Annotated in this window: 11 protein-coding genes and 1 pseudogene; 5 read left to right on the forward strand and 7 right to left on the reverse strand. The window is 53.3% G+C overall.

The genetic code is table 11. The features are described 5' to 3' along the window. Window positions 1-3: 3 nt before the first annotated feature. The 5 genes and pseudogenes from F822_RS05030 to F822_RS05050 form a co-directional block, all read right to left on the reverse strand. Window positions 4-366, reverse strand: a complete 363-nt coding sequence (locus F822_RS05030) for a hypothetical protein (RefSeq protein ID WP_025040342.1) — start codon at window positions 364-366, stop codon at window positions 4-6. Continuing rightward, window positions 363-2,498 carry an Agd3-related carbohydrate deacetylase gene (locus tag F822_RS05035; protein WP_025040343.1) on the reverse strand — a complete coding sequence of 712 codons (2,136 nt, stop codon included), beginning with the start codon at window positions 2,496-2,498 and terminating at the stop codon, window positions 363-365. Before F822_RS05035 ends, F822_RS05030 begins: the two co-directional genes overlap by 4 nt. A gap of 432 nt (window positions 2,499-2,930) precedes the next feature. Then, window positions 2,931-3,692, reverse strand: coding sequence for a PEP-CTERM sorting domain-containing protein (locus tag F822_RS15860; protein WP_407938232.1), 762 nt, complete (start codon window positions 3,690-3,692; stop codon window positions 2,931-2,933). A 926-nt stretch (window positions 3,693-4,618) separates the two neighbouring features. Further along, on the reverse strand, window positions 4,619-5,515 hold the full coding sequence (locus F822_RS05045; RefSeq protein WP_407938230.1) for a pirin family protein: 897 nt from the start codon (window positions 5,513-5,515) through the stop codon (window positions 4,619-4,621). Between the two features lie 38 nt (window positions 5,516-5,553). After that, a pseudogene (locus tag F822_RS05050) lies at window positions 5,554-5,881 on the reverse strand (DMT family transporter). A gap of 259 nt (window positions 5,882-6,140) precedes the next feature. Here F822_RS05050 and F822_RS05055 point away from each other — a divergent pair. From F822_RS05055 to F822_RS05070, 4 genes are all read left to right on the forward strand, one after another. Beyond that, the gene (locus tag F822_RS05055; RefSeq protein ID WP_025040346.1) at window positions 6,141-7,307 is read left to right on the forward strand and encodes a DUF1207 domain-containing protein; all 1,167 of its coding nucleotides are present in this window, start codon (window positions 6,141-6,143) and stop codon (window positions 7,305-7,307) included. Window positions 7,308-7,458: 151 nt separating this feature from the next. After that, a complete protein-coding gene (recJ, locus tag F822_RS05060; protein WP_025040347.1) occupies window positions 7,459-9,303 on the forward strand; it encodes a single-stranded-DNA-specific exonuclease RecJ in 1,845 nt (614 codons plus the stop codon). 166 nt (window positions 9,304-9,469) lie between these two features. Next, the gene (gene mfd / locus F822_RS05065; RefSeq protein ID WP_025040348.1) at window positions 9,470-12,931 is read left to right on the forward strand and encodes a transcription-repair coupling factor; all 3,462 of its coding nucleotides are present in this window, start codon (window positions 9,470-9,472) and stop codon (window positions 12,929-12,931) included. A 237-nt stretch (window positions 12,932-13,168) separates the two neighbouring features. Further along, window positions 13,169-14,761, forward strand: coding sequence for a sensor domain-containing diguanylate cyclase (locus F822_RS05070; protein WP_231623573.1), 1,593 nt, complete (start codon window positions 13,169-13,171; stop codon window positions 14,759-14,761). Window positions 14,762-14,783: 22 nt separating this feature from the next. Here F822_RS05070 and F822_RS05075 read toward each other — a convergent pair whose 3' ends face one another. Further along, window positions 14,784-15,629: an SH3 domain-containing protein gene (locus tag F822_RS05075; RefSeq protein WP_231623574.1), complete on the reverse strand. Its 846-nt coding sequence runs from the start codon at window positions 15,627-15,629 to the stop codon at window positions 14,784-14,786. A 970-nt stretch (window positions 15,630-16,599) separates the two neighbouring features. Here F822_RS05075 and serB point away from each other — a divergent pair. Then, window positions 16,600-17,430, forward strand: a complete 831-nt coding sequence (gene serB, locus F822_RS05080; protein WP_025040351.1) for a phosphoserine phosphatase SerB — start codon at window positions 16,600-16,602, stop codon at window positions 17,428-17,430. A 33-nt stretch (window positions 17,431-17,463) separates the two neighbouring features. On the opposite strand, the gene F822_RS05085 is transcribed toward serB, so the two are convergent. Then, a complete protein-coding gene (locus F822_RS05085; RefSeq protein ID WP_025040352.1) occupies window positions 17,464-20,073 on the reverse strand; it encodes a TonB-dependent receptor in 2,610 nt (869 codons plus the stop codon). Window positions 20,074-20,098 lie beyond the last annotated feature (25 nt).

A 20,098-nucleotide genomic window follows, 5' to 3' on the forward strand; every position in this document is an offset into this window, starting at 1 on the left:
TGTTCACCGAACGGAAGGCTTATTACTCGCATTGACTCTTGAAACAAGCTCGGACTGGCCCTCGAAATAGGCTGCGGCGTCAAGGATGGGCTTGGGGTCGCCGCCTTGTCGGGCGATAATCTCCGCTGTCTCTTTATAACCCTTCGCCAGAGATTCTGCCTGTTTGGGAAACAACAGCTCTCCTGTTTTCAGCTTGAAGTCATTTGCCTTTCGTATCTTCTTTCTAGCCTCATCACTGGCTTGCTGAGTTGCCTCATCAGTTTTTTTCGATACCGTCTGTGCCGCTACCGGGGCTCCTATGACAATGAAAATGGAAAGCGCAATAACCGGCAGGATGCGAAAAGCCAAGAAGCGTTGCATACTCATTGGGTCAACCCGCGGTCGACAACGTGCGCGGTTGCGTTTGTATCTACGTTGACAGCGCGGATAAATTGGCCGCCGTACAGCTCTCCACCAGAGAGTCCCGTGACACGAAGGTTCGGTACAGCTTTGTTTGCAGACAGGATAATCTGATTGGTCGTGCGATTCCATTGCGCGTGGATAATCGCAGACTTGACGTTGAGACTTTCCGCGGTACCGTCACCGATCAGATAATATGGTAAATTCCTGACGGGCAAATTGAACAGTTGCTCATATTCCACGAAAACCGCATTGAGCCAGTCAAATTCCAGTGTATTACCGCTTTCGTCGTATCTAGCCAAATTCGCCTGATGGAAAAAATGAGGCCACATATTGAATGTCAGCATATGTCGTAATGCCATATCTGCTTCCACCATGAGGATTTCAGCATAATTCCGGGGAGAGCAGATAGCTTCGGGTATTTCACATGGATTTCGCCCTGCATTGATAAATCTCCCATTGTAAATATAGTTGTACTCATCTTCCAACTGGGATGGATTCGTCACGTTATAGAAAATATTGGTTGGCCAGCGCGGCAGCATCAGTCGATCCGTTCCGCTACCATCTTCGTACTGAGCGATATATTGTTCGATGTTCTCCGCCCGCTGCGATGCGTCGGCACCGAGATACTCCACGCCCACGCTGGCGGCTGCTTCAAGGAATAGCGGATTGGCGCCACCCGCATCAAATGCTATGTCATCAGCTTGAAGGTCAAACATATCAGGGTGCAAAGCAGGATCCTCCGTGCATTTGCGGTCTCTCAAGCCTGAGTGGGCGCCGCTTATCAGCACTCGGTTGTTTTGACTTCTCTCGGGAAGATCCAGAAGCGCCCAAACCGCCTGGTTCTTGGTAATTTCCGCGCGGATGGCCGCGACGTTGGTAAATCTAGCCTCATCGCAGGGGGCATCCGCTGGAATCGGCGCCTTATCCAAATCCGCGTGAGTGAAGGTATGGTTGATAAAACGAAAATCTGCTTTGTTGGCCACTACCGCCGCAACCAGGTCTTCCGTCAAATTCGCGGCCAGCGGCGCCGCTTCTGGATCGACAACCGCGCCCGCACCGTTGAATGGAAAATCCAGCTTGAAATTACCGGCTAGTGGATGTGCGGCACGAAACGCCTGCTGTCTACGCACTGTATTGTTGATGTCAGCACTGTTCAAGCGATAGGTCATGACGGGATGTTCTTTTTTGAGACCGGGATCCCATAATTTACTATGGCGAAACAAGTCGTCCATATGGGCAGCCATATAGACAAAGCGTGAGCCCACGAATATGCCTTGTGTCACCCAGTTGATGAACTCGTAGGCCAAAACATTGGAATGGACAAGGTACGACGCGTTCGTGATAGTCGAGATCATAACCTCGCGTACAGGCGTTGCCTGGGAAGGCATCATGTATCGCACAATCGATATCAGCGCCTCGCCATTTCGGGTTCGCAGAATGGGATCGACGTGCGGTATGGAACCGTCCCGCAGGCGGTTGGCATCACTTCGAGGGTTGGCCGCGAAGGCAAAGTCTGTAATTTGAAACGGACTCGCCTGGTTCACATACTCAAAAATCTCCTTGCTATAAGCGGCAGGCACCGTCCACTTGGCATCGAAGTCATTGCCGCTTGACGAATAGGCAAGGCCATAATCCAGGTAGACTCCATGAGGAGGTTGCGGATCCGTATAGGTGGCTGGCCATCCTGACAGCACCGCTTGGCGGACGCCGAAGTTTTTCTGGTAATTATGTAGTATGTCCCATTCCGATGGCGTGAAGCCTGGAACCAGATCGGCGTCGGTAAGGATGACGCCGTTATAGTTGCCTACACAGCCCGCATCCTCAGCCTTGCAACCGACGCCGGTCGAAGATGAGGCGAGCATGGCGGCCGTTAAATCCTGTGTCCGGGCATTCAATACATCATATGGCACTTCCATTTCGTCAAGGACGGGGCCGATATAGGCGAATCCCAGATCTTCCGCTACCTCACCTGTCGTGATGACCAGTATTCTTAGCTTGACGGCATTATCAGAAAATGCGGGGGGCGCCACAGCAGCTAAAGCCAATATTCCCGCCGAAACCAGCAGCAAGCGTGTTATGCCCAGGCTCCGCTTCATCAATGAAATCTCCTTATTGCAGACGAAAACCAAAAGAGTTCCGTCCATCAACCTCACACACCATCGCCACCCCTTAATCAACAATAAGTCGCACACTCGGATTTGACAAGAAAACCTACGCCAGATTCTCCGACATTACTATAAATAATAGCTGGCTATTATATTGCCCTGCCCAGCAGGAAGAAGAAAAAAGAGAAGGAAACCTCCGAAGCAAAAACCTGGATATGTCCGCGTAAAAGATATAGTTCGCCACTCCCGTTCTGCATCCTTAAACCTAAATCCGGTAGTTGACTGCCCTGCACCCCAAAAACCGTACCCTTCACCCCGTCCGACTACCGGATTTAGGTTAAAAGGAAACACAACGAGCAAGCATTGGATCAATAAACATCGGCATCTACCGACAGCTCCAATTTTCGAGAAAACTTCCGATACTTATCCTGATTGCTTCCGGCCACTTTTACGCGCGATGAAGAGACCGATAAAGCCAAGCGCAAGAAGCGCCAATGTCGACGGTTCCGGAACAGTGCTGATTTCATTGGGGATGATTCCGTCCTCGCCCTGGTTTCCGTTTCCACCAGCCCCGCCGCCATCGGCACCGCCAATGCCGGAACCACCACCCGCACCCCCGCCATCCGGGTTGTCAAAATCGAACCCGCTATCGGCATCTCCGTTACCTGCAATACCAGTACCAGGGTTAGCACTATCGGAACCTGTATCGGCGCCAGCGCCTCCAGCGTCGCTTTGGCCAGTACCACCACCGCCTCCGCTTCCACCAGGGCCGCCACCGCCACCGAAGCCGCTGCCATCCATAATGCTCTTTTGGGGACCCAGGCCAGCACTTCCGCCACCCCCGGGCATTGAGACTCGGCCCCTGCCACCCCTGCCAGAACCGCTACCGCCGCCCGACCCAATCTCTTCGGGGCAAAGACTTCCTCCTCGCTTTTGCGACTGCTCCTGGCGCGGTTGCGGACAATCATCTCGCGAACCTTGCCGAACTATTGCAGGCGCCGCAGCCGGTGAGGTTTTCCGAATAAATGCCTGTGAATGTTTTTCGGCTGTTAGCGGGTCCTCCAGTGAAATGCCTAACAGGGCAAAAAATTCATCAGCGGCGTTTTTATCATCACCTGATCCGACAATATGCGCTGCGTCGATGAAATCCGCAAACGGATGGTCCAGGATGAGAAAACTCATCATATCCAGACCCGAAAAATCACTCCCAAAGACCGAGTGAACGCCATAAAATATACCGATTCCGCCCGGATAATCAGTCAATGGCGCAGCATTCGCGGCAGTAGGCTGGTTCCACAGGAGAGGATTTGCAAGTATCGGAACATCATCAGCCCCCGTGCTGATCCTGGTGAGGCTGCCATATTGCGCGTCATGGGCATCTCCATCCAAAGAACGCGCAAAGTCGGGCTGAAATATGGGAATTGCATGGGTGTTTGCAGAAAATAAAAGTATTAGAAATACCCCTGCTCGCAAGAAAATTTTTATGCTCACGCTACGTGTACTCCGATTTACCGATGCTCATCTGATAACTGAGGTAAAAACTTGAAGATCAATGCAGTCCGGGCAGTGTGATCAGGATTCAAGCCCAAGAAAAAAGCCTTTCAGGTCATGTGTGCATCGTAACAACCTCGGCAGTAGGGTCAATTGGACCTTGGTACACCTTCAGGGCGCAAATGGATCACTACGTCCCGAGTTCAAGGACAAATTGACACTCCATTCCTGTCGGCGCGCGAGCAGGTAGTACGGACGAAGCCGGTGAGGGCAGGAAGGAAAAACAGTTAACGGTGAATGTGTCGGGTAGGAAGATATGTTCTAACGGACGTACAGGGGCGGGAATGAATAACTATTCTGAAGAAGTGCGTGGCAATCGATCATCCGCTCTTCAGGCGGCACGGTACCAAAACCGCAGCCCATCCAGCATGGATGATCGGAATCACACCAATACACGTCGGGATAGCAAGATGTAACCGGCTATTTGATGACGTCACCGCGACCTGTCGCCAGAAGCGAAGATTAAACGACCATGGTAGTGATACAGGGTCACTCAGTGAGGAAATCTTGACTTGGGCGAACTTGCCTGCCCTTCATGACAGCTGCGGCAAATGTGGGAACTATGACAAACGTCCCATCCTGCCGCTTTGGTAATCGGTAATCGCCTGTCTGATTTCCTCTGGCTTGTTCATGACAAAAGGGCCGCTTCCCACAATCGGTTCGTCGATCGGCTCGCCGCAAAGCAGCAGCACGGTTGCATTTTGTGCGTTATCAATGCAAATTTGATCGCCAACCCGATCAAACAGGCCAACCTCTGCCGCCCGGATCGTTTCAGAGCCGTTCACGTTTAGCGAACCTTTGAGTACCACCAGCAACGTGGTGTACCCTTCGGGTGTCGGGAGGCAGAACGGCTGCTCGCTCGCCAGATGAAGATCCCACACATGAATCGGCGTAAACGTTCGCGCAGGTCCCTTTATACCGCCAAACTCGCCGGCGATGACGCGCAGCGTTCCATAACCGCCGGGGAGATTCAGTGCGGGAATCTGGCTATTCGATATGCTTTGGTAGCGCGGTGGGGAGCTCTTGTCTTTTGCGGGCAGATTGACCCACAACTGCACCATTTCCAGCATGCCGCCTTGCCGCGCAAAATCGCCGCCATGAAATTCTTCATGGACTAGGCCGGACGCCGCCGTCATCCATTGCACGTCACCGGGGCCAATAATGCCACCGCTGCCGGAACTGTCGCGATGCTCCACCTCGCCGCTATATACGATAGTGACCGTCTCGAATCCGCGATGCGGGTGTTCGCCGACACCCAGGCGTTTTTCAGTCGGCGGAAATTCCATGGGGCCAGCATGATCGAGAAGCAGAAAGGGGGTGATCATCGGCCCCAGGTTCGAATAAGCGAAAAGCGTTCGCACGGGGAACCCGTCGCCAACCCAGTGCTGCTCTCCCCCGCGCTGGACGCGCAATAATTTCTTGGTGGAGTTCCCGGCTGCCATTTCAAGTATCCTCATGAGGCTCTCCCCGCTTCAAGGTGAATAGTAGGTGTATGTTAATGGGTCGCTAACCTGGAAAACACGTTCAGGACAATCACGCCAGCGACGATAAGCGCCAGTCCAAGTATAGCGGGGCCATCGAGTGTTTGTCCGAAAGCGAGCCAGGCAATAAGCGTGACGGGCACGATGCCGACGCCAGACCAGATAGCGTAGGTGATTCCCATGGGGATTGTGCGCAAGGTAAGAGACAGGAAAAAAGGCGGCGGCGTAGCCCGCTATCACTACAAGGGACGGCCACAGCTGCGTGAATCCGTTACTCGACTTCAAAGCGGAAGTCGCAATGACTTCACTGGTAATTGCGATGGAAAGGAAAAGCCATTGCATTGCCGGCTCCTGCCTGATCGGGCACCCGAAATTGACCTTATCCACATAATACCCCAAGTGGCAACATCGGTGATAATCGAAAGGCCACCCAGGTATTTTATGTGCGCCACCGTACCGACCAGATTTTTGCTCCTCAATAATGTTCAAGAATTCAGACGCGCGGCTGCTGGAAATGATAATCCATGAGTTGCAAGCTAAAAAAAGCAAAAGCTACAGAACCACCTCATCCTCAAACAAGACTTTAAAAAAGGGAAATACCGTGCGACATCTTTCTATCATCGCTGCGGCGTTGTTGTTTTTTACATCAACGGTCAACGCTGCGGTAACCGAGGACGCCTATATTGCCGGTTATGCCGCTGGGATCCTCAAGCATGGCTTCAAGGTCGAAATTCCGACGTTGATCGTGCGGGATGGCATCATTACAGTGCCGGCAAATAAACTGACACCGGACAACCGTATCTCGATTGTGCAGGCACTGGCACAGATTCCGGGAGTCACTGGGGTGACTGTGTCGGAAAATATTGCTGGTGGTCCCGCTCAGCGCGATGCATTCAAACCTATTCAGCAACCTGCCGCTACCTCGCGGGGGCCGGCGCCAGAAGAGGCAGTTGCGAGTGAAGGGGTGCCCGCAGCGGGTCCGGCAGTTCTCGCCACCGGAATGCTGCCTGAAGGTCATCTGTTCAAACCATTGCTGGCTGATCCCCGATGGGCCCATTTCTCGGCCGCGTACCGTAATTATGTTGGAAACAACATTGATGGAAATAGCAATGGCGCTGTCAGCTTCGGGGAAACGATTCCGTTCTACCGTGGTAATTTCGGAAAATCCACGGTGCAATGGGAAGCCGGCCTCCAGGCCGCTGTCTTCAGCGACTTCAATCTCGGCGCGCCCTCTGCGGATCTCATCAATACCGATTTTATCGCTTCGGCCTACGGAAGTATGCGAGCAGGCAACTTTTCCGCTTTCGGCCGCATCTATCACCAGAGCTCACATCTTGGCGACGAGTTTTTGCTGCGCAGGTTAACCAATTTCGAGCGGATCAACCTCAGCTATGAAGGAGCCGATCTCAGGCTGTCGTATGAGCTCCCGTATGGATTACGAGTCTACGGCGGAGGAGGAGGCATCTTTCACAAGGAACCGTCGACAATCAAACCGTGGTCAATACAATATGGCGTCGAGTTCAGAAGTCCCTGGCGCATCGAGTCTGTATCAATGAGACCAATTGCAGCGGTTGACATCAAAAACCATGAACAGAATAACTGGAACGCCGATGTATCCGCGAGGGCAGGTGTACAATTGGATCACTTCCAGGCATTTGGTCGGAAACTCCTGTTCCTGGTAGAATATTTTCATGGAAATTCTCCCACTGGGCAATTTTTCAGACAAAGAGTCGACTACCTTGGTTTCGGCGCACACTACCATTTTTGAACCCTGGTCAGCAAATGCTGAATGGATGCCCTTCCCGGCAGTCGCACTTCAACCTAACTATTTATTCAGTCGGACGGACTATTGCTGAACAGGTCGATGAACTCTGACTGCAGTGTACTCCGGTAGCGGCTGATCCAAGATTTCCTGACGCATGTCCAACACGATCCAGCGGGTCTATCCGTCGCATGCTTTCGATGCGCTGCTCGGGCACGGCTTCCATCCCGTACTGGCTCGCGTCTTTGCTGCGCGCGGTATCGAAGAACCAGTCCAGCTCGAAGTGGACTGGTCCAGGCTGATCCCATTCGATCGCCTGAAGAATGTTTCACTAATGGCGCGATTTCTTGCCGAGGCAATTCTGGCTCGAAAACGTCTCCTGATCGTAGCCGATTATGATTCCGACGGCGCCACCGCATGCGCAGTCGGCATCCGTGCCTTGAGGCAGTTCGGCGCGGTAGTCGATTATCTTGTCCCCAACCGCTTCGAATACGGTTATGGTCTCACGCCGGAGATCGTGCGTATTGCAGCCGGTACCACAGGCGCAACCGCGACCGGTGGGGCAACCCGTCCCGATATACTGATCACGGTGGATAATGGCATAGCCAGCGTGGAAGGCGTAGCTGAAGCCAACCGGCTCGGTATGCAAGTGCTCGTTACCGATCATCACCTGCCCGGGGATGAATTGCCGGATGCCGCTGTGATCGTGAATCCCAACCAGCCCGGCTGCGATTTCCCCAGCAAACATCTCGCCGGCGTCGGCGTGATGTTTTATCTGATGCTGGCGTTACGGGCCGAGTTGCGGGCCAATGGGGTTTTTCGCCCTCCTCAAAAGGAACCTAACCTCGCCAGCCTGATGGATCTGGTTGCACTGGGCACCGTAGCCGATGTCGTAAAACTCGATGACAACAACCGGATTTTAGTACACCAGGGTTTGCAGCGTATCCGCAAGGGGCGCGCCTGCGCAGGCATCAACGCGCTCCTGCAAGTTTCACGGCGGGATTTTCAGCACGTTTCCGCCTATGAACTGGGTTTCATGCTGGGGCCGAGATTGAACGCAGCGGGACGGCTCGACGATATGTCCCTGGGCATTGAGTGTCTCATTACAGATGATGCATCCCGCGCTTCGCAAATAGCCCTGCAACTCGATACGCTTAACCGCAAACGCCGGGAAATCGAGGCGGATATGCAGGATAGTGCGTTAACGATGCTGGAGAACGCTCTCCTTCCGGCACCGACACCCCATTCACAATACCCAACTATAAAGGCGCTGGATACCCATAGCCTGAGCCTGTTCGATCCAGCCTGGCATCAAGGCGTGATAGGCATACTTGCATCGCGCATCAAGGATAAGTTCCATCGCCCCGTCATCGCATTCGCGCCTGGCAGTAATGGCGAATTGAAAGGTTCGGGGAGATCCATTACGGGATTTCATCTACGGGATGCGCTGGATCTCGTTTCCAAACGCTACCCGGGTCTTTTGCTGAAATTCGGCGGTCATGCGGCCGCGGCCGGGTTGACCATACTTACTGGCGATTTCGAAAGATTTCGCGATGCGTTCGAGCAAACTGCACAGGCGTTGCTCGCTCCGGCCGATCTCAAGCATATTATCGAAACCGACGGAGACCTGGACGAATCCGAAATGAATCTGGAACTGGCACGGCATCTTACGGAACAGATATGGGGTCAGGGTTTTGCACCACCCACATTCAGTAGCTGCTTCTATGTGGAAGATCAGCGCGTGGTTGGGCAAAAGCATCTGAAATTAAAACTGAGGAGGCATGAAACCAGGATCAGAGATGGAAGGCAAATGAAACCGGATATTCTTTATGACGCTATATTATTCTCCCACGCAAACCCGCTTCCAGATGTCATAGAGGCGATTTACCGACTACAGATAAACGAGTTCAACGGCAGCTCTACCCTGCAATTCATCCTGGAGCATTGGTTTCAGCCCGTACCTGATGCTCAAGTTACGCCTGCTCAAGCGCGATTAACCTGATATGCATTTTTTTATCGTTCTCCAATTTGACGAGGGCGGATGAAAGAATACTTTCGCAGCAAGCCATCCGTCTGCTGGATATACGGCATTATAACTGGCATATAATGTCTCTCTTTTTTATGTGGAGCGCGACATTTATCGGTTGCGGCCATTGAAAACAGTACAGATGCCATTCAAGTTGACTATTCCCCAGTGCGGTTCGATGACCCGCTATGGTCATTTCGACGGTTCAGGCGATGCCCTGGCTTTGGCAAAACTGGCGCAGGATGCAAAACCTGTCGCCATCATTACGGCAAGCGCGCTCGCCGCTCAAAGACTGCTGGAGGAAATCCCCTTCTTTGCCCCCGAGTTGAAAACACGGCTGCTGCCGGACTGGGAGACTTTGCCCTACGATACCTTTTCACCTCATCAGGATCTCGTCTCGGACCGGCTTGCCACGCTTTACCAGCTCATGAGCGGCGCCTGCGATGTACTGATCGTTCCTGTCACCACCGCGTTATACCGGATGCCACCGCGAGCGTATCTGGCGGCGCATACTTTTTTTCTCAAGCGGGGAGAAACGCTTAATCTGAACACGCTACGCGGCCAGATGACTTTGGCGGGCTACAGTCATGTAACGCAAGTGCTCTCGCCGGGGGAATACAGCGTGCGTGGCGGGCTGGTGGATCTGTTTCCCATGGGCAGCCCGCTGCCCTACCGCATCGATTTGCTGGATAACGAAATCGAAACCATCCGTACATTTGATGTGGATACGCAGAGAAGTGTCTATCCAGTCACCGAGATAAGATTACTGCCGGCGCGTGAATTTCCTCTCGACGAAGAAGCCCGCAGTCGTTTTCGAGGTAGTTTTCGCGAACATTTCGAAGGCGATCCATCGAAAAGTCGCATCTATAGAGATATAAGCAAGGGCGCCACGCCTGCGGGTATCGAATATTATTTGCCGCTTTTTTTTGAGGACACCGCGACAATCTTCGATTACCTCCCGCCAGCGACACTGCTATGCCTGCACCATGAAATCCATCCGGCAGTGGAAAACTTCTGGCGCGACACGCAATCACGCTATCAACTGCTGCGTGGCGACAATGATCATCCATTGCTGGCACCGGGGGAATTATTCGTCACGACGGAGGCTTTCTTCGGCGCGCTGAAGCCCTACGCGCGCATCGAGATCCCATCCGATGCTCAAACCTCGAAAGCGGAAACTCAAAGCTGGACCCGCTCGCTACCGCCTCTTCAGATTGATCGCCGCGCTGACAATCCAGCTGAGAGACTTGATAATTTCATCGCGGAATTCGCCTCCGAGTTCACCTCTCCCGGCGGGCGAACATTGCTATTGGCGGAAAGCCTCGGCAGGCGGGAGCTGATTTCAGATCATCTGAAACAGTATGGGCTGGATATCGATATCTGCGATGACTACGCGCAATTTCGGTCAGGTAACAAAGCTTTCATGCTTGGCGTGGGGCCCTTGCACAACGGTTTTATATTCCGGGGCGAAGGAACGGCCTTCATTACGGAAAACGAGCTGTATGCAAGGCATTTGCACGGCCGCCGCGAACGTGATTCGCGCAAGACTTCCGCAGTAGCCGATGCGATGCTGCGCGATTTGTCCGAGATCAAATCCGGCGACCCGGTTGTGCATGAGCAGCACGGCATCGGCCGCTACCTCGGGTTGGTGAGCATGGATATGGGAGAAGGCGCAACAGAATTTCTATCACTTGAATACGCCGGTGGAGATAAGTTATATGTACCGGTTTCGCAACTGCACCTTATTGGGCGATACAGCGGGGCGACGCCTGAAGCGGCGCCGCTGCATAAACTCGGCAGCGGCCAATGGGATAAAGCCAAGCGTAAAGCGATGCAACAGGTGCGCGATACCGCTGCGGAACTGCTGAATCTTTATGCTCAACGTACCGCCCGTGTGGGCCATGCGTTCAGGCTAAGGCAACATGATTATGAAGCATTTGTTGAAGGTTTCGGTTTTGAGGAAACGCCCGATCAAGCCGCCGCGATCGATGCGGTAATCGAGGATCTGGCCTCGGCCAAGCCCATGGACCGCCTGATCTGCGGAGATGTTGGTTTCGGCAAGACCGAAGTGGCCTTACGAGCAGCCTTTGTCGCGGTTGCCGATGGTAAGCAGGTGGCTGTACTGGTACCCACCACGCTCCTGGCTGAGCAACATTTCCAGAATTTTTCCGATCGCTTCAGCCTGATCGCGAACGAATGGCCCATAAAAATTGCGGAGCTGTCGCGTTTCCGCTCGTCGAAGGAACAAACCCAAGCCTTGGCGGGGTTGGCTACCGGGCAAATCGACATCGTCATCGGTACACATAAACTGGTCCAGAAAGGGGTGAAATTCAGCAACCTGGGCCTGGTCATCATCGATGAGGAGCATCGCTTCGGTGTACGTCACAAGGAACAGCTGAAAAGTCTGCGTTCTGAAGTGGACGTATTAACGCTTACCGCCACACCCATTCCCCGTACGCTTGCCATGTCGCTGGAAGGTCTGCGTGACTTTTCCGTAATCGCTACCGCCCCGCAAAGACGGCTCGCCATCAAAACTTTTGTCAATCGTTTTTCCGAAGGCATCATCCGTGAAGCATGCTTGCGCGAATTAAAACGCGGCGGGCAGATATATTTTCTGCACAACGAAGTAAGCACTATTCAACCCATGCATGACAAGCTTGCCCGGTTGTTGCCGGAGGCGCGCATAAGCGTTGCCCATGGGCAAATGCGCGAACGCGAACTGGAACATGTGATGAAGGATTTTTATCAGCAGCGCTTCAATCTACTGCTTTGCACAACCATCATCGAGACCGGTATCGATGTTCCCACCGCCAATACCATTGTCATCAATCGCGCAGACAAATTCGGTCTGGCGCAATTACATCAGTTGCGCGGGCGCGTAGGCCGCTCCCACCATCAGGCATACGCTTATCTATTGGTGCCTGAGGAAGAAGCGCTTGGAACACAAGCCAGGAAACGTCTGGAAGCCATTCAAGCCATGGAAGAACTGGGTGCGGGTTTTTATCTCGCCATGCATGATCTGGAAATTCGCGGCGCCGGCGAAGTACTGGGCGAATCGCAAAGCGGCGAGATGCAGGAAATCGGCTTCACTCTCTACTCCACCATGCTTGATGCTGCGGTTCGATCACTAAAGGAGGGCAAAGAACCCGATATGCAGCATCCCCTGGGCGTTGCCACCGAAATAAATTTACATGTTCCCGCCTTGCTGCCTGATGGATACTGCAATGACGTACATGAGCGCCTGGTACTGTACAAGCGCATGGCGAATTGCACAAATGATGATCAACTGGATGATATTCAAATAGAATTATCGGACCGCTTCGGTCTCTTGCCGGATCCCGTCAGAGCACTGCTGGATTGCCACCGTTTGCGTATTGCTGCTACACCCATGGGAATTACTCGCATTGAAGCGAGCACTGACGCCATCCAGGTGCAATTCATTCCCAACCCACCGGTCGATGCCGCAACAATCGTCGCGCTCCTTCAACGCAGCCGCGATTATGAACTTTCCGGTCCCGATCGCCTGAAAATAAAAGTACGGATCCCGGGAGTGAAAGAACGGGTAACGCGGATAAAAAGCTTGATCACCGAATTGAGTCGCTGAAGATCCAGTTGCGCAAAAAGGCGCAGCGTCGATCAAGCGTTTTGGTATCCTTCAGATGAGTGCTATTGACGATTACGACGTTTCCGGTTTGTACGAAAAAATACATGCTTAATCGCAGCTTTTCAGGATAATCGCCCTTCATTCGGGCATAACCTGTCCGTTAATAATCGTTTATGCCGGAAAACCATCCTGATGTCGTGGCTAAGGAGCATTAAAAGCAAAATTGTTGTGTTTGCCATGATGGCCACACTCATTCCGTCGTTAGGGCTGGGGTTGTTGTCCTTTCGGCAGAACGAGGCGCAGATAAGCGATAATGTAACCCGTGAGCTCCGCGCCATGACAAGTTACGCCAGCCGCGAAGTAGAACTCTGGATTGATAAACGTGTCCACGAGGTGCACGTAACGTCCACGTCCAGTGCCGTCATAGACGGTCTATCAGCGGTCAACCATCCCGAAACAAGCTTGCCGGGTAGAAATCCGCAAGCCCTGGCTCATTATCTGCGGTCGGTGCAGGTAAAACTCGACACAATACTGGAACTGACTGTCGTGGATGCTACCGGTAAAGTTGTGGCGAGCAGCGCGGAAATGCCCGTCACAGTGACGCTCCCCGATGATTGGCCCCAGAGTTCCCTCACGGAAGGCCTTGTGATTGCACCGCCACACTGGGACAAGGGATATGCTACCGCCACACTTAGCGTTGCAGTTCCGGTATTGTCCTACGACAATTTATTGATGGGTGCATTGGTGGCCGTGCTGGATCTTCATAGCTTGCAGCCCCGTCTGAAAAGTGAGATAAAATCGCCGCCAGGCGAAGTGATCCTGCTTGATTCAGACGGCAGAGCACTTGTCAGCAGTCAGGCCGGCACAGGTAAATTGCCGCAGCTGGATCCGTCGGTGCTGCGGTATCTGCTCGCTCAACCGGGCAACTCCGTGGCTTTTCATGGCCTGACGCATCGCAACGTAATTGGATTGGCCGAGGTATCCGCGGAGCCGGGAGTCGTCATTGTGGCAGAGCTTGATCGCGCCGCGGTTTATGGCCAGTGGATAGAACTTCGGAATATGTTTCTGGGGCTGGTAGGCGCACTGGTTCTGGTAGTGGCAGCCGTGGCCTTCCAGCTGGGACGCTCGATTGTTGCGCCGTTGCAACGGCTGATCCGTGCCGCGGACCGCATTGCCGGGGGCGATCTGGAGGTACGGCTTTCGGCAAAACGAAATGACGAGCTCGGTCGTCTTACAGTGGTATTCGATCAGATGGCGGATCGGTTGCGCCAGAGTCACGCCGAGATCATGGCCGCCAATGAAGCCATGCAACAGCAGAATCAGGTGCTGGAGACACTCTCCATCACCGATAGTCTTACCGGCCTGTACAATCGCAGTAAACTCGATGCGATTCTGACCGATGAGCTTGCGCGCTTTAAACGCACGCAGCGGCAGTTTGCACTATTAATGCTGGACATCGATCACTTCAAGACATTAAATGATACCTATGGCCACGTCACCGGCGATGAAATTCTGCAAAGCGTAGCCCGGATACTGCTTCAGTCTGTCCGTAGCATCGACTATGCGGCACGCTACGGCGGTGATGAACTTATTATTATTCTGGTTGATACTTCTGCGGACCTGGCGGCGAAAACTGCGGAACGCATCCGTTCACATGTAGAAAATGCCCAATATGACGCCAACGGCTCGACGATTGCAGTAACAGTGAGCATCGGTATCGTGCAGTGTCAACTCGACGATATGACGCCAACCGCAGTGTTCACTCGTGCTGATAAAGCGCTCTATCAAGCAAAGCGGGCGGGTCGCAACCAGGCATATATTGCTCATTAATCCGTCGTTTGTCCGCCGGTATTTACTGTTTGCCCAGGTGCGCTTCCACCAGCGTATTGAGTACCCATCCCGACCGTCCATCGGCTGAGATCAACAGCCATTGGCCCTGATAGGCATCCGCTATCATCAGGGATTCCTTCTTTAATACGCCGAGTACCGCAGCATTCAAGCCCGGCTTCTGGCGCAGATTGCTATTGGCAATGGCGCGAAGCGGGATAGGAACCTGCAACGAGACCGTTACTTGACGCGACTCCGCGCTCTTGCGGCCGTGGCTGTTTGTCATCATGTTGATAAACTCGCGAGCCTGCGCAGCATAATCCATTGCCGCGGCATAGTTGTCCTCTGCGTACGATGTAGCGGCCGCGTTCAGCAGGCGCGCTGCCTGAGCTTGCAATAACTGATCGGAGCCTGTGGCCGAGGATGACTTCAGGTTTTCCATGACCATTTCAACTTCCGCAATGGTAGAGGCAGCGGCAGGACGTGTAGCTAAACGCCTGAGTTTTACCTGCGCATGAGCAGCCTGGCTGCTGGTTTCCTGTAACGTCTTTGCCTGATCCTGCTGCCGGGCCTCCTGGCTGCGGATCTGCGCCTCCTTTTCCGCCACCAGCTTCTGCAAGCGTTCGATCTCCTGCTGCTGCGTCTCTTTTTCCACAAGCAGCTTTTGCAGGCGCTCGATTTCCTGCTGCTTCCCAACGCAGGATGACCAGAGGGAGCCGGCAATCTCAGCTTGGGACGGAGATGCTTTTGGAAGAATGCTGCATCCCGTCATGATCACGCCGATAAGGCCGAAAACTATCCGGCCCGGCATAGGTACTGGCTGAAGCTTTGAAAGACTATAGCGCTTAACTGACCGCTTCAATGGTGCCATGACTCGGTTATCTCCGCATCCTGATATTGAAGCAGATATTATCGCTCAGTTCCGGTTTATGTGGTAAGCATCCCCTTTCAATGTGGGGTCTGAAGCTTGCCAGATAAAATTTATTAGCGTGCCTGCTTGCCGTCCCGCTCATCGAATGGAGCAGCAGATATAGAGCGGTGCGCCGGCAAGCACATCCTCATTCGCTTGATCGTCAAGACCTGAAAGCGCTTTTCGAGACCTTGAACCTAAATCCGGTAGTTGACCGCTTATTTAATAGATCAGTGTCATGATTAATAATAATATTTCATATTATTTGACACTCACCTTCCGGGTGAGGATGCTATGGGGTGAATTGTACGGTTTTTGGGGTACATGGCTGCGTTGCAACTCCTTGGAATGGAACGGCGCCCCGAAGCGTCGCACGAGGGGCCCCACGAAGTGGGGATCGGGCAGCGCAGGGGATGCCACGATCGCGCTCCACACGCAAGGGGGCGCCCGCATTCCGCTTCGGGGTCGCACCTTCCTGCGGAAGGCACTGCTCCGCCCTGCGTGGTCGCATTCCGCGTTGTTGCGCCTTGCCCTGCACCCCAAAAACCGTACACTTCTCCCCGTCCAACTACCGGATTTAGGTTGAAAGGTCGAGCCGCCATGGGTGATTGTAGCTTCAGGCAGGCGTGTATCCGGGTACCGGAACCACTGCGTAAACAGCGCTCCAGAAATTCGATGTGGAAGTTGGTAGCGATTGCTGGCAAAATGTCGGGTTGCCAGCAAAATATCAGTCCCGCTACATTGGCCTTCTCCGCGGCATAAAAATATGGGAGTCTGCCTCGGACCGCCCTACAGGTGTACAGGAAGGCGCACAGGCGCGGCTACTCCATCAATTCTCTCTTGAAGCGATAGCATGCTTGGACTGCCCAGGCTATCTTCGAGCGCGCTCGAAGGGGACTGGAAATATCTTTAACAATAAATGGAACGGTATATGAATCTGATAATACAAGGGCTTGAGGTAGCAAACAGCGATTTGAGAGAGTTGGCGAAACTCGCCGGCGCTGACCATATCGAACGAATCACAGGCCAGGCGTTTCGGCTGGAAAACGCAAGTCGCCGCGAGCATGTGGCTGAATACTGCGCCGACGCCGAACTGGATTTCGCATTCATCGAACAAACGGTACAGCTCTCCGATTTTGGCCTGGTTGCGATGGATATGGATTCAACCCTGCTTGCGATCGAGTCCATTGATGAAATAGCCGATATGCACGGGATGAAACCTCAAGTATCGGAAATTACGCAGAGAACCATGCGTGGCGAAATCGTCTTCGCGGAAAGCTTGAGGCAGCGCACCGCCTTGCTGCAAGGGTTGGGCCAGGATGCATTGCAACAGGTTTACGATGAGCGCGTGCGACTCAGTCCCGGTGCGGAAAAAATGTTGGAACGGATGAAATCCGCCGGCCTCAGGAGCATGGTCATCTCTGGTGGATTCACGTTTTTTACAGATAGAATAAAAACAAAACTGAATCTCGATTACGCCGCAGCCAACAAGCTCGAAATTACGGATGGAAAACTCACCGGCAAGGTATTGGGGGAAATCATTGGCGCCTCGGGAAAAGCCGAAGTGCTAAAAAGTGTACGCGAAAAGCTGGGCTTGAGGCGCGAGCAAGTAATCGCCATCGGCGATGGCGCCAACGACCTCAAAATGATGGAAGAGGCCGGGATCAGCATCGCTTATCATGCGAAGCCCATCGTACAGGAGAAGGCGACCTATGCTATCAATCATGTGGGTCTGGATGGGGTAGTCAATTTGTTCGCATGACCCGCGTCATCCTGATCATGCAGACTCGTTACGTCAATAGCTGAACGCAGCTTCCACCAGGAAGGTGCGTTGCGGATAGGGGTGAAACACAAAGGCTTTGTCATTGTTCAGGTTGGTAATACCGAACGAGAATCGGCTTTTAAGGCCGCTCTGGAACTTGTGCCGATAGCTGGTTTTGAAGTCCAGGAAGAAGAAATCGCTCTGCGCGCCAAACACGTCATTTACATGGTCACGGTTATCGAGATCGTTAAACGAATCACTGGTATAACGACCGGAGAATGCAATGTCCCAAGCTTCTGTAGCATGGTAGGTAGTAAAAAAATTCGCTCGCCAGTGAGGTAGGCGGATGCGTTGTTTACCCGTGAGATCAAAATTACTTGACCTTCCGGTCGAATCTGTAAAAATGATGGTGGGACCCTTGTCTACCTTTGCGTTCATCCAGGTTCCATTAAACATGAAATCGAATTTCGAGCCAAGTATCCGCCGTTGGTCAAAGATAAATTCCACCCCGGTAGTGCTGGTCTGATCGATATTCTGAAATGAAGCCTTCGATTGAACGCCCGAGGCTGCCAGAACCTGCTGAATGGCATCCTTGATATCATCGCGGAACACATTCACGCGGACGTAACCCTTGGGTAGCGCGTACTCAAACATGAAATTATGGTGTACCCCGTTTTCGGGCTTAAGCGCGGCGTTTGCCGTCACGATCTGGGTCGGGGTACCAATTGATTGATAAAGCTCGGCAATGACGGGGAATCGATGAGCCCGGCCGAAGGAATAACGGAGTTTCCACGGTCCAGGCTCATAGCCTAGCGAGACTTTGGGTGAAAGCGCCGATACGGCGCGATCCGGTACTGAAGTACTGCCGACAACACCGTTGGAAGCCGACCACCATTCCTGACGCGCTCCTGCCGTTACATCCCAGTCGGGCAAGAAACGATATGCGGATTGGGCAAAGATCGCATGAGTCGATGTCTGGCCGTCATTGTTCGCGCCAGGCTGCAAGGCACCGCGAGTAAGCGTGGCATAGTCCGTCAGTGCATACTGCCGAAAGCTTAAATTGTATTGATCAAAATGATATCCGCTCAGAAGTGATAGTTTCTCGTTGCCGAGTAGCGCTGGCGTGCTTAGCTTGAGGTCATAATTCAGCCAGCTGAATTTCCTGAAATCCTGTATCTGCCCCGCGCCAGTATTTGCCGGGTCCTTGGGACTGAAGAAAGCTGAAGCGCGCGTGTCTTTCAGCACATCAAAATAGCTGATAGTCGTGTCGACATTCAAGTTTGGAGTGAGAGTGCCGCGTAGCTGCAACCCTAGATTCAGCGTTTCCCGCTTGTCCTGGCTGCCTCCAAAACCACGTTGCACAACATCGAACCGGGTCCCATCCAAGGAAGCGTTACCGGGTACGGCGCAGTCTTCGATAGTTTTGCAAGGCGGCGCTGCCCCTCCCCAAAATGGCTGTCCAGTTGTGTCGCTTACATAGTTGCGGGGGCGATTCTGGTTGCGCGTGCGGTCCTCGTATGCAACCGTGAAGATCGCCTGAAGATCCTGGGTAATGTCATAACCAAACTTGCCCTTGAACAAGTGGGTTTGTACCTTTTCCGGCCCGGTATCGCCGTAGATCATGCTGGGCGTACCGCGAGTATCGGGCGTCCGTATGCCACCCGTGACCGGGGTGCCGCCCGGCACATCGAATAGTCCCGTATTGTCGATGAAGTAGGACTGTGGATGGCTCTGCGCTTCAAGACGGTTGTAGGCCAGGAATACTGTAAACCGATCCTGGATTCGATTGCCATAGGAAACGTATTGCCGATCGCCTATGAACGTTCCTTGATCCGGCCCGTAAAGTTTATAGGGCTGAATGAATAAGCTGCTCTCGACATAAAACTCCTGCTTATGCGGCATGCGCGTTTTTATGTTTACCACACCGCCGATGGAGTTTCCGCTATATTCCGCCGAGAAAGGCCCGTAAACGACGTCGACGGAATCGATTTCATTGGGGCCGACCATCGACCAGCGCGGCGCGCCGTTAAAGGAAGCCTGCAGAAAGTTGTGCAGCGGCAAGCCATCTGCATAGACCATATTGCGCGCGGTCGAGAACATATCCGCGCCCCGAATGCCGAGAACACCGTTGGGATCACCGACATAACGCTGCCGGATTTGCAGGCTCGGCTGATATTTCAGTACCTCCTCCGTGGTTTGCGCGTTTTGCAGCTCGATCTGTGACCGGGTCACGCGCGTCGAAGGCGAAGTGTAATGGGTGTCACGCTCGGTCTCGCCGGTAACAACCATTTCCTTGAATACCGTTTCCGATACGCTGTCTTGCGCCGGATTATCCTTATTTTCATCCTTGCGCTTGTTCTTGCCGGAGACCTTACCCGCCGCCTTCGTGTCAGAACCAGGGAGTGAGCCGGCGCCAGACGACACCCGATCCGTATCTTCCGCCGATGAAGCTGGGTTGCCTGACTGCACCATTAACCCGTTGACGGCACCAGCGGAAGGGGATATTTGGGTGGCAACTCCCTCTGTGCGGGGACCCGTATTATCGTATTTCGGCGGAGATTTTTTTGATTGATCCGAATCTTCGGCTGCAGAGGCCGGAGATACCCAAAGCAGACCCACCAGGAAAAACGAGAAAGATCTCATATTTATTCTTATATTACGTGATCGC

The organism is Nitrosospira briensis C-128 (assembly GCF_000619905.2).
Taxonomy (GTDB): Bacteria; Pseudomonadota; Gammaproteobacteria; order Burkholderiales; family Nitrosomonadaceae; genus Nitrosospira; species Nitrosospira briensis.

Bases quoted from the DNA above. Each gene is read 5' to 3' on its own strand.
- mfd (WP_025040348.1), top strand. From the start codon at position 9,470: ATGCCATTCAAGTTGACTATTCCCCAGTGCGGTTCGATGACCCGCTAT.
- F822_RS05045 (WP_407938230.1), bottom strand. From the start codon at position 5,515: ATGAGGATACTTGAAATGGCAGCCGGGAACTCCACCAAGAAATTATTG.
- F822_RS15860 (WP_407938232.1), bottom strand. From the start codon at position 3,692: ATGATGAGTTTTCTCATCCTGGACCATCCGTTTGCGGATTTCATCGAC.
- recJ (WP_025040347.1), top strand. From the start codon at position 7,459: ATGTCCAACACGATCCAGCGGGTCTATCCGTCGCATGCTTTCGATGCG.
- serB (WP_025040351.1), top strand. From the start codon at position 16,600: ATGAATCTGATAATACAAGGGCTTGAGGTAGCAAACAGCGATTTGAGA.
- F822_RS05085 (WP_025040352.1), bottom strand. From the start codon at position 20,073: ATGAGATCTTTCTCGTTTTTCCTGGTGGGTCTGCTTTGGGTATCTCCG.
- F822_RS05075 (WP_231623574.1), bottom strand. From the start codon at position 15,629: ATGGCACCATTGAAGCGGTCAGTTAAGCGCTATAGTCTTTCAAAGCTT.
- F822_RS05035 (WP_025040343.1), bottom strand. From the start codon at position 2,498: ATGAAGCGGAGCCTGGGCATAACACGCTTGCTGCTGGTTTCGGCGGGA.
- F822_RS05070 (WP_231623573.1), top strand. From the start codon at position 13,169: ATGATGGCCACACTCATTCCGTCGTTAGGGCTGGGGTTGTTGTCCTTT.
- F822_RS05030 (WP_025040342.1), bottom strand. From the start codon at position 366: ATGAGTATGCAACGCTTCTTGGCTTTTCGCATCCTGCCGGTTATTGCG.